23 protein-coding genes are annotated in these 22,529 nt (G+C 45.9%); 15 read left to right on the forward strand and 8 right to left on the reverse strand.

From position 1 onward, the window contains the following. The first annotated feature begins 9 nt into the window (after positions 1-9). The 5 genes from L4D79_RS14865 to L4D79_RS14885 all read left to right on the forward strand — a co-directional run bounded on the left by L4D79_RS14865 (position 10) and on the right by L4D79_RS14885 (position 3,504). Positions 10-525 (forward strand): C40 family peptidase, encoded by a 516-nt coding sequence (locus L4D79_RS14865; protein ID WP_428652337.1) that lies wholly within the window; start codon positions 10-12, stop codon positions 523-525. Positions 526-696: 171 nt separating this feature from the next. Next, positions 697-978, forward strand: a complete 282-nt coding sequence (locus tag L4D79_RS14870) for a polyhydroxyalkanoic acid system family protein (protein WP_428652338.1) — start codon at positions 697-699, stop codon at positions 976-978. A 234-nt stretch (positions 979-1,212) separates the two neighbouring features. Further along, on the forward strand, positions 1,213-1,854 hold the full coding sequence (locus tag L4D79_RS14875; RefSeq protein ID WP_428652339.1) for a phasin-related domain-containing protein: 642 nt from the start codon (positions 1,213-1,215) through the stop codon (positions 1,852-1,854). A gap of 45 nt (positions 1,855-1,899) precedes the next feature. Further along, a complete protein-coding gene (locus L4D79_RS14880) occupies positions 1,900-2,259 on the forward strand; it encodes a phasin family protein (RefSeq protein WP_428652340.1) in 360 nt (119 codons plus the stop codon). 354 nt (positions 2,260-2,613) lie between these two features. Next, a complete protein-coding gene (locus L4D79_RS14885) occupies positions 2,614-3,504 on the forward strand; it encodes an alpha/beta hydrolase (RefSeq protein WP_428652341.1) in 891 nt (296 codons plus the stop codon). A 109-nt stretch (positions 3,505-3,613) separates the two neighbouring features. Here L4D79_RS14885 and pbpG read toward each other — a convergent pair whose 3' ends face one another. From pbpG to fdhD, 7 genes are all read right to left on the reverse strand, one after another. After that, positions 3,614-4,504 carry a D-alanyl-D-alanine endopeptidase gene (pbpG, locus tag L4D79_RS14890; protein WP_428652342.1) on the reverse strand — a complete coding sequence of 297 codons (891 nt, stop codon included), beginning with the start codon at positions 4,502-4,504 and terminating at the stop codon, positions 3,614-3,616. A gap of 101 nt (positions 4,505-4,605) precedes the next feature. Continuing rightward, the gene (locus L4D79_RS14895) at positions 4,606-4,977 is read right to left on the reverse strand and encodes a hypothetical protein (protein ID WP_428652343.1); all 372 of its coding nucleotides are present in this window, start codon (positions 4,975-4,977) and stop codon (positions 4,606-4,608) included. Positions 4,978-5,189: 212 nt separating this feature from the next. Beyond that, on the reverse strand, positions 5,190-5,822 hold the full coding sequence (locus tag L4D79_RS14900) for a TetR/AcrR family transcriptional regulator (RefSeq protein ID WP_428652344.1): 633 nt from the start codon (positions 5,820-5,822) through the stop codon (positions 5,190-5,192). A gap of 85 nt (positions 5,823-5,907) precedes the next feature. After that, on the reverse strand, positions 5,908-6,426 hold the full coding sequence (locus L4D79_RS14905; protein WP_428652345.1) for a DUF2505 domain-containing protein: 519 nt from the start codon (positions 6,424-6,426) through the stop codon (positions 5,908-5,910). 11 nt (positions 6,427-6,437) lie between these two features. Beyond that, positions 6,438-8,423: an SDR family oxidoreductase gene (locus tag L4D79_RS14910; protein ID WP_428652346.1), complete on the reverse strand. Its 1,986-nt coding sequence runs from the start codon at positions 8,421-8,423 to the stop codon at positions 6,438-6,440. Between the two features lie 627 nt (positions 8,424-9,050). Then, complete coding sequence (locus L4D79_RS14915; protein ID WP_428652347.1) at positions 9,051-9,965, reverse strand: substrate-binding domain-containing protein; 915 nt, start codon at positions 9,963-9,965, stop codon at positions 9,051-9,053. Next, complete coding sequence (fdhD, locus tag L4D79_RS14920; protein WP_428652348.1) at positions 9,965-10,792, reverse strand: formate dehydrogenase accessory sulfurtransferase FdhD; 828 nt, start codon at positions 10,790-10,792, stop codon at positions 9,965-9,967. Before fdhD ends, L4D79_RS14915 begins: the two co-directional genes overlap by 1 nt. Positions 10,793-11,043: 251 nt before the next feature. On the opposite strand from fdhD, the gene L4D79_RS14925 reads away from it, so the two are divergent. From L4D79_RS14925 to cobB, 9 genes are all read left to right on the forward strand, one after another. After that, a complete protein-coding gene (locus L4D79_RS14925) occupies positions 11,044-11,514 on the forward strand; it encodes a DUF3305 domain-containing protein (RefSeq protein ID WP_428652349.1) in 471 nt (156 codons plus the stop codon). Then, complete coding sequence (locus tag L4D79_RS14930; RefSeq protein ID WP_428652350.1) at positions 11,504-12,223, forward strand: DUF3306 domain-containing protein; 720 nt, start codon at positions 11,504-11,506, stop codon at positions 12,221-12,223. Before L4D79_RS14925 ends, L4D79_RS14930 begins: the two co-directional genes overlap by 11 nt. Before the next feature lie 309 nt (positions 12,224-12,532). Next, a complete protein-coding gene (locus L4D79_RS14935; RefSeq protein ID WP_428652351.1) occupies positions 12,533-14,212 on the forward strand; it encodes a 4Fe-4S binding protein in 1,680 nt (559 codons plus the stop codon). Between the two features lie 9 nt (positions 14,213-14,221). Beyond that, positions 14,222-14,821, forward strand: a complete 600-nt coding sequence (locus L4D79_RS14940) for a TorD/DmsD family molecular chaperone (RefSeq protein ID WP_428652352.1) — start codon at positions 14,222-14,224, stop codon at positions 14,819-14,821. A 182-nt stretch (positions 14,822-15,003) separates the two neighbouring features. Beyond that, a complete protein-coding gene (locus L4D79_RS14945) occupies positions 15,004-15,243 on the forward strand; it encodes a formate dehydrogenase subunit or accessory protein (protein ID WP_428652353.1) in 240 nt (79 codons plus the stop codon). A gap of 13 nt (positions 15,244-15,256) precedes the next feature. After that, positions 15,257-18,112, forward strand: coding sequence for a formate dehydrogenase subunit alpha (locus tag L4D79_RS14950; RefSeq protein ID WP_428652354.1), 2,856 nt, complete (start codon positions 15,257-15,259; stop codon positions 18,110-18,112). 12 nt (positions 18,113-18,124) lie between these two features. Further along, entirely contained in the window at positions 18,125-18,742 is a 618-nt protein-coding gene (gene fdh3B, locus L4D79_RS14955; RefSeq protein WP_428652355.1) for a formate dehydrogenase FDH3 subunit beta, read from the forward strand. Positions 18,743-18,862: 120 nt separating this feature from the next. Then, on the forward strand, positions 18,863-19,939 hold the full coding sequence (locus tag L4D79_RS14960) for a formate dehydrogenase subunit gamma (protein WP_428652356.1): 1,077 nt from the start codon (positions 18,863-18,865) through the stop codon (positions 19,937-19,939). Between the two features lie 354 nt (positions 19,940-20,293). Then, positions 20,294-21,004, forward strand: coding sequence for a Sir2 family NAD+-dependent deacetylase (gene cobB / locus L4D79_RS14965; RefSeq protein WP_428652357.1), 711 nt, complete (start codon positions 20,294-20,296; stop codon positions 21,002-21,004). Positions 21,005-21,100: 96 nt separating this feature from the next. Here the strand turns inward: cobB and L4D79_RS14970 are convergent, their stop codons facing one another. Next, positions 21,101-21,538 carry a PACE efflux transporter gene (locus L4D79_RS14970; protein ID WP_428652606.1) on the reverse strand — a complete coding sequence of 146 codons (438 nt, stop codon included), beginning with the start codon at positions 21,536-21,538 and terminating at the stop codon, positions 21,101-21,103. A 96-nt stretch (positions 21,539-21,634) separates the two neighbouring features. On the opposite strand from L4D79_RS14970, the gene L4D79_RS14975 reads away from it, so the two are divergent. Then, a complete protein-coding gene (locus tag L4D79_RS14975; protein WP_428652358.1) occupies positions 21,635-22,519 on the forward strand; it encodes a LysR family transcriptional regulator in 885 nt (294 codons plus the stop codon). Positions 22,520-22,529 lie beyond the last annotated feature (10 nt).

Genomic DNA, 22,529 nt, shown 5'->3' on the forward strand with positions numbered 1-22,529 from the left:
GATGTATTTATGCGCAGCACAAATTTCCCGGCCGGTACGGTAGTGAGGATTCGCTGTAGTACTTATTGGCACTACGGAATCGCTGATGGGTATGGCTATGTAATTCATAATTCGAAAAAATGGCGGCGGATAGAGCGAGAAACTGAGCCTGATTTTTCTGAAGGCCGGCGAATTGAGGTCAGTGACATTAACGGGGCGAATCCACTACAAGCCGTGTTGTATGCGAGATCGAAGCTTGGGCGGAGGTATAACTTATTTAGTCAAAACTGTGAGCAATTTGTTCGTGAAGCCCATGGGTTACCCATTGAGTGTACTCAGTTTCAGCGGCTGGTTGTTGCAGCGGCTGGTGGGTATATGACGGTTAGCGCCCCCTCGACATTAATAAAGATGGCTGGGATAGGTTTATTTCTTGGAGCTGTGCTCACATCATCGGAAAAACAGCCTTACCAAAATGCAGTCAAAGGTGCGAAACTGGCAGTTGGAGCTAGCTTGATCTTACCGACATTGTTACGGCGCATTTTATAGTGTGCGCTAATCGTTCGTAAATCATCCGTAACAGTGACAGGTGAGGACTATTCTCATGAGGCATCTGCAACAAATTTCAATTTGTTAGAGCTCGCCCACAGAATTTTTTATGGTTAGGCCGTATGTTAAAAAAAGGTGACTGAGTAAATACACTAATGCGCGAGAACTTCTGTGACGATTTTAATTGAACGCCATCATGACAGAGCACATGATGACATTACTATGCTAAGCGAGAAAATTGCAGGTCAGCTTGAACAGGAGTATGGCCTTACTTGGTCCTGGCAAGACGATAAAATGCATATCAAACACTCTTCAGCAAAAGGTTACTTACATGCCGAAGAAGGTAAAATAACGATTCAGCTTCAACTTGTCGGCTTTGCCGCGGCCTTTTTCGGCCCCACAATCGAAAGCCATATTACTGAACAGCTCGACAGACACTTGTTGGCGAGTTAATTCACTACGCATCACTTTTATTTTTCAAAGAGCTCATTTCGAGCTCTTTTTTTATCTCTATGATTCTTCTTACTTTCCTTCAGTCTCTCTGTGATCCACATCAAAAACATCGTGTCCTCATCGATAAAGTGTTGTTTTAGGGAGAACATTCTAATCGAAATTCGTAAATTACATACAAGCAGTCAGGCAATACCCACTGGCTGGCATTATCGCAAAAGTATGGAGGGGAAACTGATGGGCATTTTTAAACAGACTGCGGAAGAATCAAACAAAGAGCAGATTCGTGACGCAATGGTATACAACATTTGGTTAGCAGGCCTTGGTGCTTATGCTAAGAGCGCTGAAGAAGTTAATCAGATTTCTGACAAGGGCAAGAGCCTTTTTGACGAGCTGATTGAGCGTGGCCGCGCGGTTGAGTCAAAAACCAAAGAGCGAGTTCACACAGCACGCAGCCAGACTTCTGTCGCGATTGAAGAACGCATGCATAACATGGTTCAGAAATTCATCGGCTTAGATAACGAGCGCCTTGACCGTGTTGATGACAAGATTGATCAGCTTACCGCCAACATTGAAGCTCTAGTTGAGCGTCATCAGGCACAAGCTGAGAAAAAACCGGCACCACGTAAGCGCACAGCTGCGAAGGCAACTGAGAAAGCAGCTCCTGCAGCCAAGAAACCGAGTGTTGCACGCCGTAAAACCGTGAAAGCCGCTCAGCCTGTTCCTGCCGTCGCTAAACCAGAGGCAGAGAAGAAAGAGGCTGATGCGCCGGTAAAGCCACAGACCGTAGCAGCACCTAAAGCTGTTGCGGAACCTAAGGCAAAAGCTGAAGACCAGGTGGCCAAGCCAGCTGAAAGTACAAAACCTGAAGTGGTATAAGCATACGAGCGTGCTTAAAGCAAGATAACGCAAGAGGATATTATTATGAGCAGTAATACAGTAGTGAAAGCGGCAAAAAATGTCGTAGAAAGTGGTGAAGGCATTGCACGTAACGTTTGGTTAGCAGGCCTTGGTATTTATAGCCGTAGCTTGGAAGAAGCTCAGCAGCTGAATGAGAAATCAAATACGATGTTTGATGAGCTTGTTGAGCGCGGTAAAGAAGTAGAAATCCAAGCGAAAGAATGTATTGGTAAAAACACGGAAAAAGCAACAGAAGAAGTAGAAGCAGGTATGAATGATCTGTTCTACCGTCTGAGTGGCGTTGACCGTGAGAAGCTTGAGCGTATGGACGAGAAAATCGACAAACTGACTCAAGCCGTTGAGAAGTTGGCAGAAGCAGAGTAACTGCCAATACGGGGCTACGTTTATGCCAGCCAGACAATAAGTAGCCCCGGGCTGAGCAACCGTTCCCAGTCTGCAGGTTGTGAAGCCTTTAGGTTGCGCGTGGGCCATGCACGCGCACCTTTTTTGTCATTTTTGCTGCCTTTATTGGCAGAGTTTTTATGCGCCCTAGAAAACAGTTGTTTTAACCTTAAACAACAGAAAACTAGGCACTTCTTTTAGAATAATATCATTTTTTTACTATCAGATATTGACCAAACCCCTTGTTTAATTCTAAGTTTGTAAATGAATTGTAAAAAAGGTGGCGATATGGAGAGTTGGCGTAATAGGGCTTTCAACAAGGTTTTATTCCGAATTATGCGGCAACGTCTTGCAAACTGTGAATCAACCGAAGAAATGCGAGACCTCATATTATCTATTGATAACTATGGGCCATTTATTGCTGCACCAAAGGGGATGGAGATCACGCCGACACGTTTTTCTGACGTCTCTTGTGATTGGGTTGACATGCCCAAAAGCAGCGGAAATAAGATCATCCTCTATTTTCATGGTGGTGGTTTTTGTTTTCACAGCCCAAAAATTCACAGTGCTTTCTTAGCCCGCCTTGCGAATCACACTAAATCACGCGGCCTGATGGTCAACTATCGCTTAGCGCCAGAAAACCCGTATCCAGCCGCGCCTGATGACTGCTTTGCGGTTTACCGAGGGTTATTGGTAAAGGGATACCATCCTCACCAGATCTTCTTTGCTGGGGATTCTGCGGGCGGTAACCTGGTGCTGACGACGATGCTGCGGATCCGTGAAGCTAAGCTACCACAGCCTGCTGGTGGTATTCTGATGTCGCCGGTATCGGATATGGCGGTGACCGGTGAATCAGCTTTCAAGAAATGCAAAGATGATCCTTTCTTTGATCTGAGTACCTTACTTTTGATGCGCAATAACTACATCGGGATGCAGAATCCGTGTGACCCCGATATTTCACCTTATTACGCTGATCATTATGATCTTCCTCCGACCTTTGTTACTTGTGGCACTGAAGAGTTACTGATGGATGATGCCATTCACCTTGCCGAACGCTTGGGTGAAGCGGGCAATGATGTGACGGTCAATGTCGTGAAGGGGGTACCGCATGTGTATCCGCTGTTTTACCAACTAAGTGAAGCAAGGGAAGCCGTGAAGCTAATGGCTGGGTTTATCCAAGAGAAATTCAAAGAGGCAGGTGAGTCGATTGATAAGAAAGCGAGCTAATATATCAGAGCCCATATTTCAGGGCTCGATTTAGTAAGAGTTACTGTGTATCGCGCGGGTTAACTTGAAGATAGGTTAACTTGAAGATAGGTTAACTTGAACGATACGTTTAATTAGCGAGTGTCGAGAGTTTTTGCTTTTGATAGTGCATGGCCGATTCTGATACTTTTCCGCTATTACCGTTTTGCAACCATTTCTTGATCCTTCCCGCATCACCAATCGGTGTTAGCTTGCCATACGCATCCAGCGTAACGATAAGTAGCTTTCTCCCTTCCACGTGAGTGATCATTGCCAAGCAGTGACCCGCTATATCTAAATACCCGGTTTTGCTTAACGCGACATCCCACTTCTGGCCTCTGACTAACGCATTTGTGTTGGTATAACCCAATTTGTATCGAGGCTTTTTGAAATAAGCAGTATGTACCGGCGTGGTGCTGTATTTTTTTATCTTGGGGTATTGATACGCGGCTTTTATCATTTTGGTGATGTCAGCAGCAGTAGAAACGTTCTCAGGGTTCAAGCCAGAACTGTCGACAAAAACCGTATCTGTCATACCCAACGCTTTGGCTTTGGTGTTCATCGCTTTGATGAAGGCATCATACCCTCCAGGGTATTGCCGTGCTAAGGCCGCCGTAGCGAGATTCTCAGAAGACATCAAGGCAATGTGAAGGGCGTTACCCCGGCTGAGGGTAGAGTCCATCCTGATACGTGAATAGCCGCTGTATATCCTTTCCTTATCTATCTTCTTAAAAGAGATAGCTTCATCCAGCGGAAGTTTGGCATCCAGAACAACCATTGCCATCATCACCTTGGTGAGTGAGGCAATGGGCATCACGACTTCAGTATTTTTTTGAAATAACGTCTTGTTGGTGTCAAGGTCAGTAACAAAAGTACTGACTGACGCGGTCTGAATGTTTTCAGGATTCAGTTTGCTGGCATGGGAGGTTGAGATGAATAAGGCCAGACTGATGGAAACTAGTAGTTTGAGATGGTGAAACAAAACCACTCCTTGTTTGTCGTAACGGTTTTTTACAATTACCGACAAGGGTAGCTTGAGGAAAGTCGATGGTAAAGTGAGTTTATTGTTAATTATCCAGCCAGCTAAAATTCTCTATCTTCATACTCTTTATCTTCCCACCACTGGTACATACAAATGACGAAGCCTAAGGCACCTAAACTTATCATGAGTTGGAGAGCTATTTCATTGAGCAGGTTTGGTTCAAAGGAGGATGCCATGATGGCGATTGTGGCAAAGGCATAAGCCAAGTATCCCCAGGAGCTACCGCGATAGAACTGCAATACCTCTAGGATGATAAATAAGGTTGAGGAAACGAGGTAGAAACGGAAAAATTTGCCAATGAGATCGGTATAAAACTCACCGGCAAACCTCACCATTAGCCAGTGGAAGCAGGTGTAGAATACCAGGATACAGAGGGTTGATTCTGATAGGCTTTTTAATAACTTAACGTTCATCCACACACTTCCACAACTAACGATTAATAGTAGAGTTATATACTTTACCGTAGGATGATATTTCAAAATGTAAGAGTGTATTTGTAGTTAAGTAAAAGTTCTTAAAGTGTTAAATTGAAATGATTGTTCAAATCATCTGTCGGGAAAAACAAAAACACCCCAGAGATACTTTGGGGTGTTTAAAATAAATGTTTAGTGTTGACCTGAAACGGTTAGGTAACCAGCTCTTCAACCAAATCTTTGTGGGTGAAGAATGGAGACTTTGCGTTTTCAGTCAGGTAAGGCTCTACCAAAGAGATCAACCGCAGTACACCTGAGCGAGCGAGGTCACTTTCGGTGTAATGATCATCAAGCAGCGTTTGGTAGTTGAGCCAGTTCAGGCTAACGAGCAATAAGTTATCTGCCAGTAGCGGTAGGCTTTGCTCATCGCATTTTAGCTTACCCAACTCGACGAGGTGCTTGAGCATGTCATTACATAGATGACGTAGCTTAAGGATCAGGGTTCTGATTTTACGCTTAATTTGCGGATTTTGGCCGTTTAAACTGTCCAAGTTTCTGAACAAAAAGCGGTAATGGGTAAATAGCGCCATTACCGTATGCATAAAGGGCCAGTAATCGTCAAAGTCCTTGACCTGACTTGCATACTCATTGCTAACAGTTGTTAGGGAGTTTTGTAACTCATTGACAAGTGTCGCAATAATTTCGTCTTTGCCGCGGAAATGGTAATAGAGGTTTCCTGGGCTGATCCCCATCTCAGTGGCGATGATTAATGTACTGACTTGACCAACACCATCACGATTAAACAGCTCAAGACTAACTGACAAAATCCGATCTTTGGTTTTCATCATTTTTTCCTTGTTATTCGAGCTTCACATCCGGCAACCCCATCAATAACATAATCTGGGGTTGCCGAAGGTGACGGGATGAACGTTATTGCTCTTCTGCAACAAGTTGAGGTAGTACTTCGCGCAGGAAATCATACTCAGCTTGCATTTGTTCTTTCATGTCACCGCAAATGAAAGAAACTAGCGTACTGCCAACCAGCGGAATAGCCGATTTCACATCCATAGTGACATGGTTTGATGTCGCGATGCCTGGGCGAGTTGCCGGCTCACTGAATACCATCTGGCCGGTAATCGTCGCTGGAACACCTAAGATCTCAATCTGAAGTTTACAGATCAACTGCTCATTTTCTTGCCAATGCCATGACTCTGATTGCTTAATAGTATTAAAGTTACCTAACAAGCTTTTGAGTACGGCTGGTACATTGGCTGGCATCTCACGCTGGGTCTCAATGCGGAAGCCATCCTCAGTTTCTGCCAGAGCAGTCACTCGAACGTTCTTGCCACCTAGTTTTTGATATTTTTCAGCGATCAGTTCTTCTTCACTGAAATACCGTAGTAAGGTATCGAGATCTTCTTTGTAGTCATGTATTACTGAAACTTGCATTGCTCTCATCCTTACATGTGTATTTCGCGCATGATGCTATTAATGGCTACTACATCAGCTGAAGGTTGTTTAGGCTCAGCATCTTCACCGTCATGCTTTCCGTGCTCTGGGTTGTAGCCCGTCGCCATTAGCAACTCACCCAGTTTCGGGTAAACACCGTGAATGAAGGCGCCTAATAGGCCAAGCTTGGTCGCAATGCGTTTTGGTTTCTCGATAATCGCTTTGATGATCAAGTCTGCTGCTTCTTCAGGAGTCAGTAGTGGGATACCCCCTTCAGCCTCACGGTAATGATCGGAAATCATGCGTGTTTCAACTAGCGGCATGTTGATTGTTGTGAAATCGATACCTTGGCCACCTAACTCTGTACTTGCTGTACGGGTAAAGGTGTCCAATGCAGCTTTCGACGCCGCATAAGCCGAGAACAATGGCTGATTGGTCAACACCGCAATGGAAGAGATGTTGATGATATGGCCTTCACCGGCTTCGATCATCTCTGGCAGGTTGCCCAGAATCATACGAAGCGACCCGAAGTAGTTGATCTGCATCGTACGTTCGTAATCATGCAGACGGTCAGTCGCTTTTTCTACTGAGCGGCGAATTGAACGGCCAGCATTGTTGATCAAAATATCAACTTTACCGTGATCGTGCTTGATTTGCTTAATCACTGCCTGAGATGGCTCATCCTGGCTTAGGTCGCATTGATAAATGGATGCATGGCCACCAAGACGTTCGATTTCGTTACGAGTCTGCTGCAGACGTTCAAGGTCGCGGGCAATCAGCACGAGACGAGCCTTGGTTCTTGCAAGTTTAATGGCTGTGGTATAACCGATACCTGAAGAGGCGCCAGTAATAACAACCACTTTGTCATTTACACAGCCTTGTAGCGTTTTCTCAACATGCAATTCAGGGTCGAGGTTACGCTCCCAGTAGTCCCAAATCTTGTCTGCATAATCTGCAAGGCGAGGGCAGCAAATGTTACTGTCAGACAGTGCATTTAAGGTATTGCTGCAATCAAACTGGGTTGGGTAGTTAAAGTAGCCTAGCGCGTCTTGCGGCATATCCATCTCTTTACTGATGGCATCGATAAAACGCTTAAGTGCAGGTACTTGGCCAAGCTGAGACCAGAAGTGAGAAGGGATCATGCGGAAAACTCGCATATCCAATCGCATCGCCATACGTGGTGCATGGCCAGCTTCTGCAAACAGGTTGATCACTTCACCAGAGCGGTATGGATCAGGGTCAACAATATGGAAACACTGATTATCCAACTCAGGCTTGTGAGAGATATGGTCGATAGCATCGGCAACATAATCAACCGGTACTAGATTCAGGCGACCACCTTCAAGACCAAGTAACGGAGCCCACTCAGGCAGAGCGCGGCGTAGCTTCTGGATGATCTTAAAGAAATAGTAAGGGCCATCAACACGATCGGCTTCACCCGTTTTTGAATCCCCGATAACAATACCCGGACGGTAGGCACGCCAAGGGATTGTTGCTGTTTCTTGTACTAGTTTTTCTGCATTATGCTTGGTTGAGAAGTAAGCATGCTCAAGCCCAGTTGCTTCATTGAGCATATCTTCACGGAACCAGCCACGGTATTGGCCCGCAACAGCAATTGAACTGAAGTAATGGAAACAACCTGCATTAATGCGCTCGGCAAAACGTAACGTATGTTCAGTGCCGTCAATATTGGCGCGCATCATATCTTCTTCGCTAGCCGTCAAATCATAGATGGCTGCAAGGTGGAAGAATTGATCAATTTTTCCTGTCAGGTTTTTCGTATCTTCAGCGGAGATACCTAAATTTGGTTCGGTAATCGAGCCTTTAATACAGTGGAACTTGTTCTTAGGCAGATGTTGTTTTTCTAACAGTGCTTCCAGTCTATCTTCAGAAATCTTGTCATAGGTGAGTATGTAGATATCACCAGGTCGTTTAGCCAGACGTTGTAATAACTGAGAACCGATAAATCCAGTTGCGCCGGTGATGAAATAATTCATGACCACTCCTTACGCGGTATTCATTTTACATTCAATTGCAGAGTAATTTACTGGTCAGATGACCGAGTTCAGTGTGCATCTAGTGGCACAAATCCTCAAAGCAAAACCTGCTAAATTGTGGCCTAGATCAAGATTCCTAGGGGGAATTTCACGTTTTAGAGTAATTGCTCACGTTTTTTCTTTTTGGGTTTCATTTGTCACATCCGACCAGTGATAAATATCGTATATATGACGCAAGATAAATATTAATAAATACATATAGATGAAAGCGTCAGTTGTCTTGACTTTATTGATTGATCTATCTGTAAAACAATGTTGTTTTCAGCAGGAATAGGAATTTAAAAGTTGTCAGTTTGGTTTTAGATCATGCGAAAGAGCATATTTAGAAAATGTAATTATAAATGATGGCAAATTTAAGTGGTTTATGTGTTTTTTGGGGTGAAAAGATTGCAGTCATCCGCGGCTGTATAAAGGACACATTCTGTTTTTGCTATCGCGCAGTTTATCTATGGGATGTGGCTTTGCAGAAGGGGCTGCGAGAAGGACAATTGGATAAGGGGGAAGGATTCCCCCTATAAAGATGAAGTGCGAAAAATGGCTTATGGAAATCTGCGGGTGGCGATATCGCTATTTCCCACTCCAGACTTGCTGGCCACTACGACTGAAGTTATAGCCACCTAGCTGATCGCCTTTACCTTGGATATGACTATCGCCTAAGGCATGTAATAGCTTTTGTTGGAGATCCCTGAAGTAGATATTTTTTGGGATCACCAGTTCGAACGCTTCGGTACACAGAGGAATGAAACCGAGGCCGAATTCACCTGCGGTACTTTGGCTCGCACACCCGACATCGGCATCTCCACGGGCAATATAGGATGCAAGCTCACGTTCGCTATTACAGGTATCAACGCTGGTTAGCATGTCGATAGTAAAGGCGTGGGTATGAAGCCACTCCGACAGCGCACGCATACTGCCTGCACCTTCTTGCCTCAACGCCCACCGCCAACGTGAGGACAGTAACTCTTGAGGCTGAATTGAACGGTTATTGACGCAGTCAGCAATTTCCTGCGAGACGACCAGCCCCTGCTGGCGTTCAAAAGCATGGATCAGAACCCAGTTACGATGGCCACTGTACTGTTGCAGTAACGCAGGATGACGAAGGGCCGCTTCTTCCGCATGTCCCCAATGGATTGCGCACATATCGACATGTCCCTTGCTTAACATCGCAAGACCCTGGCGGGTGCCGGTGGAGGTATAACCAATAAGGGCGGTACTCCCCAGTTTGTTTGCCATGTCACCCACAATCATTTGCAATAATGGGTCATCGGAGCCGGCAATTAACAGTCGGTCGCTCAGAACACCGTTATGGCAGGACTCCAGTAGCCACTTATCTAGTAACGCCTTAGGGAATAACCATTTGCCGGTTACTTTTGTTGCAGGAAGAAGCCCATCATTGGCCAATGCATAGACTTTCTTTTCATTTAAATCGAGATACTCAGCAACTTGCTTGGCATTCATAAACTCCGGGTAAGCGCTCTCCATTATTTATCACCCTTGATATCAAGAATGAGGTTCTCCATCCCGTTATACACTTGGAAGCGGTGTCCCTTGGCGCGGGCAATCATGGTAATACCGAGTTTCTGGGCAAGTTCATAACCCATCTGGGTAGCTCCGGAGCGGGAAAGTAGGACAGGGATCCCCATTTGCGCGACTTTGATCACCATCTCGGAGGTTAGTCGGCCTGTGGTATAGAAAATCTTATCGGCACCGATTTCGCCTTTGAGCCACATTTCACCAGCAAGGGTATCGACTGCGTTATGCCGACCGACATCTTCCACAAATGAAAGGATCTCGGTGTCTTTACATACCGCACAACCGTGAACCGCGCCTGCTGCTTTGTATGTTTCGTTATGGTGAGTAAGCGCCTCAAGCAATTCGTATAGTTTGGATTGGGGGATAGTCGGTGTTGGCAGCTGTATACCTTCGAGCTTTTTCATCACATTGCCGAACATGGTGCCTTGGCCGCAACCGGAGGTGACAGTTTTCTTTCCTAATTTCTTTTCGAGCCCGTCGGTGCTTTCTTTGGTGATAACGGCTGCAGAATTGGTTTCCCAGTCAATGATCAACGATTCGATAGCATCGATATCTTCAATAAAGCCTTGGTTTTTGAGGTAACCCAACACTAGCGCAGAAGGGCGTTCACCCAGGGTCATCAGGGTTACAATTTCAACCCAGTTCAAATACACGGTAAGCGGATGTTCGCAGGCAATTTCTTTTTCCATCATATCGCCATATTCGTCCATTACCTGAACGGTCATCGTCTGATTAACCGATGAATTTGTTTTAATTATTTTTGGCAATTGGCTCATCAAATTATCCTGCTGTTGATGTGGATGTGTTCATGTATACGCAACACTGTCTGAAGCGTCTACTTTTAAAACATAGATTAAGTCGTTGTCAGATGTGTAAGCAAACATCATTCCAACTTATTTGTATCGGGAAATTTCATTGCTTTGGGATACCGTTATTAAAGTTGGTCTGATACTTGCTTTATTAGGGGGGATAGACCTCAAAGGTTAATCATATCCAATAAGCCATAACAATTAGCTAGGGAGCGAATGTGCCGGAACAATATAAGAATGAGTCATTGTGGCCTATAGCGTTTCGCTTGGTGTCTCAAGAAAAGCAAATAGGGCGTTGGACAACACTTTCTTGGTCTATTGAGGACGTTTGTTTGTACAACGATGACGACAAGGCGTCATTGGCCAGTGAGCAAGATGGTTATTTGATGCCACTGGAGTTACACCGCCATGAACGCTCAGATTACCGTTTTAATCTGAGTTCTCGTGACCCTCACTTATTTATTGTTTGTGAAGAAGAAAACGAACAACTATCTCCTTTATTGATCACTGCCGCCCAAGGGCTCGCAAGTAGTTATATGGATGGTGATTATCAAATTCTTCATATTAAAGCACCTTTGCAGATCCAAGCGTGGATGGAGGCCTTCATAGGCCGTCATGGCGAGCAAATCGAATACCGACGCAAACGCTGTAAGAACAAAGAACAGAAAGGGCGTTCTAGTGGCAACTAACTTCTTCCAGCGTTGGTCTCAGCGCAAATTAAAGACGAGGGATGAAGACGCCGTTGAATTAGATCAGGACGTTACGGTTTCATCGTCGGACGCTGTTGATCCAATGCTTGATGTTGGTACTCAACCTACTCAAGAGCATGAAATTGATCCGTCATTGAATACGCAAGTCATTGATGAACAGGCGCCAGCTGTTACGGAAACAGCAGAACCTCACTCAACACATGCAGATTTAAAACTACCTGATCTGACTTTGGCTGATGCTGCCAAGGTGACTTTTGATTCTGGCGTATCGACCTTTATGAAAGAAGGTGTTGAAAAATCAGTGAAAAAAGCGGCACTGCGTAAGCTGTTTCATTCTGATGAGTTCAACTATGTCAGTGACATGGATGATCATACCGAGGACTTTTCCAATATCCCTGTACTTGATACCAAAGTGACTCAGCAACTTCGCCAATGGGTAAACCAGGTCGCTGAGACCGCAGAAGATGTGATCAAAGCGTCCACTTCTGATGGTTCAGTCGCATCTGTGGAGAGTGCTCAAGCGCCAGAAGGTCTAATTAAAGACGAAGAGGCCAACACTGAGGGCTATGTGCAAGAGGGGCATGTTGAAGAAACTGCTCAAGAGGGTGATCTTCAGGCAAGTATTGAAACCACTCAAACAGAATCAAACACGATTCATAAGGATAACAGCGACTTGCTAAAGGGCTAGGAATACTTTGCCCTTGTCACTCGAAGAGCGACAACAAACGAACTGGGACAAAAAGGGATTAATACCCTTAAAAAAGATCGGGACATTTTGGCGCAACAGTCGTCAAGGGGTGGGACAAATTGTCGCTTTCTGGTTTGGTCAATCTGTCCTTAAGAGATTTTGGCTCCCTATAAGTCATTTTATTCCGTGAAAAGTTGGATCGGTTATTGCTCTAGTAATGAGTATGAAGCGAAGCGTTCAGAAAATCCTTTTCTAAACAAAGCGTTTCAATCGCCACTGACTAACGGTGACGAGTAGACAGGAATAATAATGTTAAATAGTACACTTGAAGCACTTTCTGCGTTCGATGAGCAAAATGGTAAAGCAAGGCTGGCGGCGATAAATGGTACCGTTGAGCTTTCTAACCTTATTCCACCAACGGTTTCTTATGAAAGCCGTGGGAATGTTTTGCTGGTGGGTGCAGAAGACGTTATCACAACGCTTGAAGCACAGTTTACTTCGCTGAATTCGGTAACCCTACTTGCCACAGCGAAAGCGCAATCCCTAGAGGACGCCAAGAACCGTGCTAAGCGTAACAACCTTTACTATGCGAGTAAGGCAACCCTGAAAGGTTACCTCGGCGCATTTGAAGTGTCTTGTGAAGTTGAGAATATGCTGACAACAGTGAATCTGGCAAAAGTGGCTATTGGTCATGATTGCTTTGATTTAGTTGTTGATATGACGGACAACGGTTTATCAGAGGTTGAGATTTCTGCTCCTGGCTATTATGCGGTTGGGGCAGGGAAAGCGAAATTGGCGAATGTGATTGAAGATCTTCCTGCGATGATCGGCACATTTGATAAACCAAAATATTTCCGTTTGGATCCCGACCTTTGCGCTCACTCATCTCGGGGAGTAACAGGCTGTGATCGCTGTGTTGATGCGTGTCCTGCTGGTGCACTGTCAAGTACGGGCGATCATATAGAAATTAATCCATACCTTTGCCAAGGCGTGGGAACCTGTGCGACGGCGTGTCCAACAGAAGCGATTTCATATGCGTTACCCGATCCCGCCAATACGCAAAACTTTGTTTATCGATTGCTAGAGAACTACAAAAAAGCGGGCGGTGAAACACCAACACTGCTTTTTTATGGTAATCGGGATGAAGCCAGCGTTAATGCGATTCTTGCTGATCTTCCTGAAACAGTCATTCCTGTTGCGTTGGAAGAGCTGGCAACAGTCGGTATTGATACTTGGTTTAGTGCTTTGGCATACGGTGCACATCAAGTGCTTTTGGCAACAAATACCTCTTATATTCCTGACACTATCGATCGTGTACTTCGTGATGAGTTAGCGACTGCTCAGTCCTTTTTGGCTGAAATGGGTTATGACATTGAACGTATTGCGCTGTTTGATTTTGCACAAGCCAAGTCTTTTACAGGCTTTGATTCTGCATTATTGACTATTGCTGACCCTGTTGAAGGGACGAAACGTGAAAAGTTATTTGCTGTTCTTGATGCTCTGTATGCGCAGGCACCAGTTAAACCTGAACGTTCAATTGTTGCGGCAAAAGCTCCTTATGGTTCAGTAGATTGTCGAACAGAGGATTGCACCTTGTGTATGGGATGTGTGTCTGTGTGTCCAACACGGGCATTGCATGCTATTGGCGATCGTCCAGGCTTGCTATTTATTGAGCAAGATTGTGTGCAATGTGGCATGTGTGAAAAAGCGTGTCCTGAAAAAGTGATCTCTCTTAATCCGGGAGTGACTTGGGATGCGCAAGCCCGTCAAGCAGCCCATGTACTTCATGAAGAAGAAGCAGCGTGTTGTACCAGTTGCGGTAAAGCTTTTGCACCGGCTTCCATGGTGAAAATGCTGACTGAAAAGTTACAAAACCATTCACAGTTTCAGGGAGAGGCCATTCGACGTCTGAATATGTGTGAAGACTGTCGTGTTCGCGATATTTTCTCGACGATCGTCGATGATCCTGAAAGTCAGCTAAAGGTGTAGGAATAGCAAATGGAATCAGTACTTCAAACCTCTCAAGAAGAAAGTGCACTGCGTGTTGAAATTTATGGCTTGTTAGCTCATCTGTTTCGTAAGGCACCGGATCAAACCGTTCTAGATTGGCTTTCCTCACTTGATGTTGAGGCGAATCAAAATGTGTCTAACACCATGGCAGCATCTTGGCCTGTTCTAAAGTTGGCAGCTCAAACAACATCGGTTTTGGCTGTTGAGGAAGAGTATCAAGATTTGTTCATTGGGATCGGCCGCGGAGAAATTGTTCCTTTTGGATCATGGTATTTGACCGGTTCACTAATGGAAATGCCGCTTGCGCACCTTCGTCGTGATCTTATGCAGCTGGGTTTTCAGCGTGACGAGAGTGTGAAAGAGCCGGAAGACCATATTGCTGCCTTATTGGAAGTGATGGCGATGCTGGTGGAAGGCGGAGATAGGCATCTCCAGCAAGTCTTCTTTAATCGCCATATCGCAACCTGGTTCGAGCGACTATGCAATGATCTCAAAGCGGCAAACAGTGCTGTGTTTTATAGCGCAGTGGCTGAATTGGCGTTGCAGTTCTTGCTGGTCGAAAAAACACGATTGGTAGAGGTGAACTAGACTTTACCTAATTTTTGATTTTGTGACGACGTAACCGCTACCAAGCTATGTCATGAGGGTGCTCAGGATATTGCCGAGAAATAGTCGAAAGTCGTTATTTATTTTACGAAAAACTTAGCAGAAAAATTGATTTCCGAAGCGAGTGACTCGGATTCGGAAACACGATAAAGGAGCAAGCTTTTATGAGTGAGCAAAACAAAGCTAGTAAAGATGAAGCGATTCATAATGAAACTAGTCAAAGCCGCCGCCAGTTATTGAAAAATATTGGTTTGAGTGTGGCTGTTGGTGCGGTTGCCGCAGGAGCAGCTACCGCCGCTCAGGCGAAGGTCGAGCAGCCTAAAGGCGATATCAAAAACCAAGATGACAATACAACTGGCTATCGCGAAACTCAGCATGTTCGCGATTACTACGAAACCTTGTAAGGCGGAGCCATAAATGAAACTGACAAAACGTTCCGACAACGTAAGCAAGGACGAAAACCAGCTCGGTATTTCGCGTCGTTCCTTTATTCGTAACTCATCACTAGCGGCTGCTGGTGGTATGGCTGGTGCAAGTTTGTTTGCTCCGGGCATGATGAAAAAAGCCGAAGCTAAAGAGGTTGATCCTAAAGCGCCGGTAGAAGTGAAACGTACCATTTGTTCACACTGTTCAGTAGGTTGCGGTATCTACGCTGAAGTTCAGGAAGGGGTGTGGACTGGTCAGGAGCCTGCTTTTGACCACCCATTTAACGCGGGTGGCCACTGTGCCAAAGGTGCAGCATTGCGTGAGCACGGCCATGGTGAGCGCCGTATTAAATACCCAATGAAGCTGGTCGATGGCAAGTGGAAAAAACTGAGCTGGGAGCAAGCGCTGGATGAAGTTAGCCAGCAAGTGAAGAAGATCCGCGAAGAGTCTGGCCCAGATTCGGTTTACTGGCTAGGTTCAGCAAAACATAACAACGAACAGGCGTACCTGTTCCGTAAAATGGTCTCTCTATGGGGCTCTAACAACGTCGACCACCAGGCACGTATCTGTCACTCAACAACGGTTGCCGGTGTAGCAAATACCTGGGGTTACGGGGCGATGACTAACTCGCTCAATGACATGCACAACTGTAAGTCGATTCTATTTATCGGCTCTAACCCTGCAGAAGCGCACCCAGTTGCAATGCAGCACATCTTGATCGCCAAAGAGCGTAATAGCTGTAAGATTGTGGTGGCCGATCCTCGTCGTACTCGTACGGCAGCAAAATCGGATCACTATGTTTCTCTTCGTCCGGGCTCAGATGTTGCCTTCGTCTGGGGTGTGCTTTACCACATCTTCAAAAACGGCTGGGAAGATAAAGAGTTTATTCGCCAGCGTGTTTGGGGAATGGATGAAGTGCAAGCAGAAGTGGCTAAATGGACACCCGCAGAGGTGGAGCGCGTTAGTGGTGTACCTGAAGCTGATGTGTACCAAACGGCTAAGCTACTGTCTGAAAACCGTCCAGGCTGTGTAGTTTGGTGTATGGGTGGTACCCAGCATACAACTGGTAATAACAACACCCGTGCTTACTGTATCCTTGAGCTAGCCCTTGGCAATATGGGTAAATCAGGTGGCGGTGCTAATATTTTCCGTGGTCACGATAACGTACAGGGTGCGACCGACTTCGGCGTACTGTCTGACAACCTACCTGGTTACTACGGCCTATCAGAAGGTGCTTGGAAGCACTGGGCGAAAGTATGGGATGTGGATTACGAATGGCTGAAAGGCCGATTTGACCAGAATGAATACCGTGGCAAGAAGCCAATGAACAATGCCGGTATTCCTGTATCACGCTGGATTGATGGTGTGCTTGAAGACAAGGCAAACATCGAGCAGAACGATAACATCCGTGCCATGTTCTACTGGGGCCATGCGGTAAACTCGCAAACCCGTGGTACTGAAATGCGCAAGGCGATGGAAAAACTGGACATGATGGTGATTGTCGACCCATATCCAGGCGTTGCTGCGGTTATGAACAACCGCAAAGACAATGTTTACCTGCTTCCAGCAACCACGCAGTTTGAAACCACTGGTTCTGTGACAGCGACGAACCGTTCCATTCAATGGCGCGATCAGGTTATTGAGCCGCTATTCGAGTCGAAGCCTGACCACGAAATTATGTACCTGCTTTCTCAGAAGTTAGGCCTTTCCGAGCAGCTGTTCAAACACATCCGTGTTGAGAACAACCAGCCAGTGATTGAAGACATCACCCGCGAATACAACAAGGGTATGTGGACTATCGGTTACACCGGCCAGAGCCCTGAACGCCTGAAAGAGCACCAGCAGAACTGGCATACGTTCCACAAAACCTCTTTGGAAGCGGAAGGTGGACCTGCCAATGGTGAAACCTACGGTCTGCCTTGGCCTTGTTGGGGTACACCTGAGATGAAACACCCGGGTACCCATATTCTGTACGATACATCGAAAACCGTAGCCCAAGGTGGCGGTAACTTCCGTGCACGTTTCGGGGTAGAACGTAACGGTGAAAGCCTATTAGCAGATGACAGCTTCTCGCTAGGCTGTGAACTGGAAGATGGTTACCCAGAATTTACCGACAAGATGCTTAAGCAGCTTGGTTGGTGGAATGACCTAACCGCAGAAGAGAAAGCGCAAGCCGAAGGAAAAAACTGGAAAACTGACCTGTCTGGCGGTATCCAGCGTGTTGCCATCAAGCATGGCTGTATCCCGTTTGGTAATGCCAAAGCTCGTGCCGTGGTATGGACTTTCCCTGATGCTGTTCCACTTCACCGTGAGCCGCTATATACACCTCGCCGTGATTTGGTTACTGATTATCCAACATGGGATGACAGCGAAGCGATGTTCCGACTACCGACGCTGTACAAATCTATTCAGGACAAAGACATGTCTGGTGAATACCCAATCGTACTGACCTCTGGTCGTCTGGTTGAGTATGAGGGAGGCGGTGATGAAACCCGTTCTAACCCGTGGCTAGCAGAATTGCAGCAAGAGATGTTTGTTGAGGTTAACCCGAAAGATGCCAATGACATTGGCTTCAGAGACGGTGACATGGTGTGGGTAGAGGGTGCTGAGAAAGGCCGCATTCACGTTAAAGCGATGGTAACACCACGAGTGAAACCGGGACTGGCATTTATTCCGTTCCACTTCGGCGGTAAGTTCCAGGGTGAAGACCTTCGTGACCGTTACCCTGATGGCAGTGCACCGTTTGTTTCTGGCGAAGCGGCCAACACGGCAACGACATACGGTTATGACCCTGTGACTCAGATGCAGGAAACCAAAGTCACCCTTTGTAAAATCTCTAAAGCGTAAGGAGTCATTCTGATGGCACGTATGAAATTTCTTTGTGACTCTAAGCGTTGTATCGAGTGCAACGGTTGTGTGACAGCTTGTAAAAACGAAAACGATGATGCGCTTGAGTGGGGTATTCAGCGCCGCCGTGTCGTTACCCTTAATGACGGCCTGCCGAATGAGAACTCTATTTCGGTTGCATGTATGCATTGTAGCGATGCACCTTGTATGGCGGTATGTCCGGCTGACTGCTTTGTCCAGACAGAAGATGGCATCGTTCTGCATGACAAAGATCTCTGCATTGGTTGTGGTTACTGCTTGTTTGCCTGTCCGTTTGGTGCGCCGCAGTTCCCACAACAAACGGCCTTTGCCGAGCGTGGCAAGATGGACAAATGTACTTTCTGTGCGGGTGGTCCGAATGTCGAGACTGGGTCGATTGAAGAGAAGCAGAAGTACGGTGCTAACCGTATTGCTGAAGGTAAGCTACCTATGTGTGCTTCTTTGTGCTCGACCAAGGCTCTGTTGGCCGGTGACGCAGCGAAAATCTCAGATATTTACCGCGAGCGTGTTGTCGCCCGAGGTGCCAAAGAAGCGGGTTGGGCAAGCACTGATGATCTTGCTTATGATGCCTCTGAGGTCCGCAAGGCTTAAAACGAGCTAATGAATAAGTGGCGATCACGTCGTGGTGTTCTTTTATAACAACGCTTGCTGATGTGATTGCCTCTGAGTAAAAGTTTGAACATAACTGTTGAATGAACAGTCGGGAGTAATATGACTAAGCGAATTCAACACTGGTTTTTCTTGCTGACAACTGCCTTGGTATTGATGTTTTCATTATCAGCGGCCGCAAGCAATGAATCCGGTGCTAACTCTGAATCTGAGCGCTTGGGCGAGTCTGTTGTAAGGCATGAAGTCATTGGTTTTGCCGGAGCTGACTATTGGCGAGCGGTTAAGGATGGCCAAGAAGGCTACACCACGTCACGGTCGCCTGAGCATGGGGTGCTGATCAGTGTTCCAGGGCAAACCTGGTTCATCATGAAAGAAAAGTGGATGTCACCACTGGGTGCCCTGGCTATTTTTGGTAGCTTGGTAATGGTAGCGCTGGCGTATGTCGTCGTCGGTCCGCTTAAACTGAGTAAACCGAAGACGGGGCGTAAAATTAAACGCTGGAGCCGTCTTGATAGGGCGCTGCATTGGAGTTTGGCTTTCACCTTCTTGACGTTGGCATTCAGTGGCCTGACGTTGGTTTATGGTAAGCACTTTATCAAGCCAATTGTGCCAACAGAGTTGTGGGGTTGGGTGGTTTACGCGGCTAAGCAATATCACAACTACATTGGTCCGTTGTTTGCAATATTCTTGATTGCTGTACTCGTGAAGTGGTGGCGCAAGAGTATTTTCAACAAAGTTGATATACAGTGGTTCATGAAAATGGGCGGCATGATTGGCAAGCACAAAGGCAGCCATCCATCGGCTGGGTTCTCGAATGCTGGTGAGAAAGTCATCTTTTGGATGTTGATCTTCTTTGGTGCTTTCATTGTCATGAGTGGCTTTGTTCTCGATTTCCCAATTTTTGACCAAACCCGTCGTGATATGGAGTTGTCGCACCTTGTCCATATGCTATCGGCACTCGTATTGATCTGTGGCTTTATCTTCCATATCTATATCGGTTTGTTTGGGATGGAAGCGGGCCTTGATGGCATGATCACTGGTGAAGTCGATGAGACTTGGGCGAAAGAGCATCACGATCTCTGGTATGAAGAAGTCAAAGACTTGCCAGAAAATCAGCCTGGATATGACGATAAGGTCGAAGCGGATAAGAAAGGCAACGCTGCACAGGATAATACATAGTAACCGCCTTGGAAATGCTAAAACCGGTAGTTAATCCTACCGGTTTTTTTATGCCTGCATTTTCTGTTATGAATACCGTGCTGTAGATAATATATAAGTTAATTAATGACTTAAGAGTAAGTGTCAGTGATATAATGGCAGCTGATACTTGGCAGAGGTTGTAAATAAACATTGGAGGCCAAATAACGTTTCAAACGAAGCCATGAGAACTTGATACTATTCCTTTTACAACCTAATGCACTATAACTTTTTATTTGTTGTCTATAATTAGACTAATGTCGTAGACGTTTCACTTATAACCACATGAAAACAATGGTATAAAGCTTATAAGCGAACTGAAGGAAGGACACGGCTATGCTTTTCCCTTATCGAAATATTGTTGTACTAACCGGCGCGGGAATTTCTGCCGAATCAGGCATTCGAACGTTCCGTGACCAAGACGGACTGTGGGAGAACCATCGCATAGAGGATGTGGCAACACCTGAAGGGTATTTCCGTGATCCTGCATTGGTGCAGAACTTTTATAATTTACGCCGTCAGCAGCTAGAGAGCGGCACCGTTTTTCCCAATGAAGCACACCGTGCCCTGGCAAGGCTTGAGCAAGAACTCGAAGGTAAGGTCACGATAGTGACGCAGAATATCGATAATTTGCATGAAGCTGCGGGCAGCAAGAATGTTATTCATATGCACGGGGAGTTATTGAAAGCCCAATGCAGTGAAACAGGTCAATCGATCGACTGGAAAGGGGATATTTCCCTTGAAGATCATTGCCACTGCTGTCAAATGCCAGCTCCAATGCGACCTAATGTGGTTTGGTTTGGTGAAATGCCGATTGGTATGGATAGAATTCATGATGCATTGCTAGAAGCCGATCTGTTCATTTCGATAGGTACATCAGGAGCAGTGTATCCTGCCGCTGGCTTTGTTCACGAAGCTGCCATGCATGGTGCTCATACTATTGAACTCAACTTGGAGCCGAGTGAGGTTGAAAGCGAATTTGCCGAGAAGCGCTATGGCCCAGCTTCGATGCTCGTTCCTAATTTTGTCGATGAGATTCTTGGTTAGCTGACTTTAAATGAAAGCGTTTCTATCAAAAACGCCCGCAATCAGCGGGCGTTATTCTAATAAGGTTGTTTGTTAGAGCCTGTTACAGGGGCGCTTTTATGATGTGCTGACGGGCATCGCTGTCGGTTTAGTAAAAAACTTCGCTTTGGCGTGATCGTATGCCCAGTTATAGATAATCGCGTAAGCCAAAAAGAAGAGCACGATACCTATATCAAGAACAAGCACAGTCCAGAAATCCAACTGTAATACCCACATCAATACTGGGATAGTGACGAAAATAAGTCCACCTTCAAATCCTAAGCCGTGCAAAATACGTGTTTTAACCGTTCTGCTTAAACGGTCTTCACCTACGAACTTGTCGAATAACACGTTATAGATGTAGTTCCATGCCATCGCGATGAGTGACATCACAATACTGAGTCCCCCGACAACGGCAGGGTTATGCCTGGTAAACAGGGTCGCAGCTCCCATCAAAATTACAAGTGCAAACACTTCAAACAGCACTGTGTGCAAAATACGTTCTTTAATTGTCATCATTATATATCCGAGCTAATGGAAGTTGTTTTGTGCGTGCACTATATCTCTATTTATGATTCAATCTAGTTAGTTATCATCACTTTTACTGATAGTATGTACAATCTTGATCACCTTCAGATGTTTGTTACCGCAGCAAAGCTAGGTTCATTTTCGGCCTGTGCCAAACACTTGGGTAAAGTTCAGTCGGCAGTGAGTCAGGGCATTTCAAATCTTGAAATTGACTTAAATGTTGAGTTGTTTGATCGTTCAACCCGCAAACCAACCCTCACTGAGCAAGGGCAGCATTTGTTGCGATTTGCTGAAGCGACATTGCAGCAGAACTTTGAATTGCAAAGTGCAGCCAAAGCATTAAGTGATTTACAGGAAGCGGAAGTGACCGTGCTTATCGATGACAATTTGCTGCTCGATAAGCTGTGTGAAGTTGCCGGTGAGTTTGGACAACGCTTTCCATCAACGATCTTGAGTACCATGTTGGCCAGTAGCACTGACATCCCAAGCCTTTTGCTAAACGGAAAAGGGGATATGGGCGTTATGCTGTCTGATATGACGTATTTTAAAGAACTGGATGTTCGCTACATTGGTAGTGTTCAATTTGTACCGGTTGCCTGTCCTGATCACCCATTAACCCAGCTAGACAGTATAGCGCCCGCTGATCTGATCCCTCATCGGCAGTTGATGGTGAGAGGGGAAAGTGGTAAATCGATGGCTTATATGCCACCAATATCTTCAAGCCATTGGTGGACGAATGACCTCCATGTGCTGATTCAATATGTTGAAAAAGGCCTAGGTTGGACGTATCTGCCGAGCCATGAAGCAAAGCAAAGGGTAGAATTGGGTAAAATGAAAATACTGCCTGTGACCTTCGATCACAAGGAGTGGCAGGCACCGGTTGAATGCGTCGCTCCAAAGGGACGAGCAGTCGGTCCGGCAGTAAAGTGGCTGAATACTGCGTTCAATCGCTTGTTGGATGCTTCTTAATCATCTTTTC

Origin of the sequence: Photobacterium satsumensis (genome assembly GCF_050336935.1) — a bacterium.
Lineage (GTDB): Bacteria > Pseudomonadota > Gammaproteobacteria > Enterobacterales > Vibrionaceae > Photobacterium > Photobacterium satsumensis.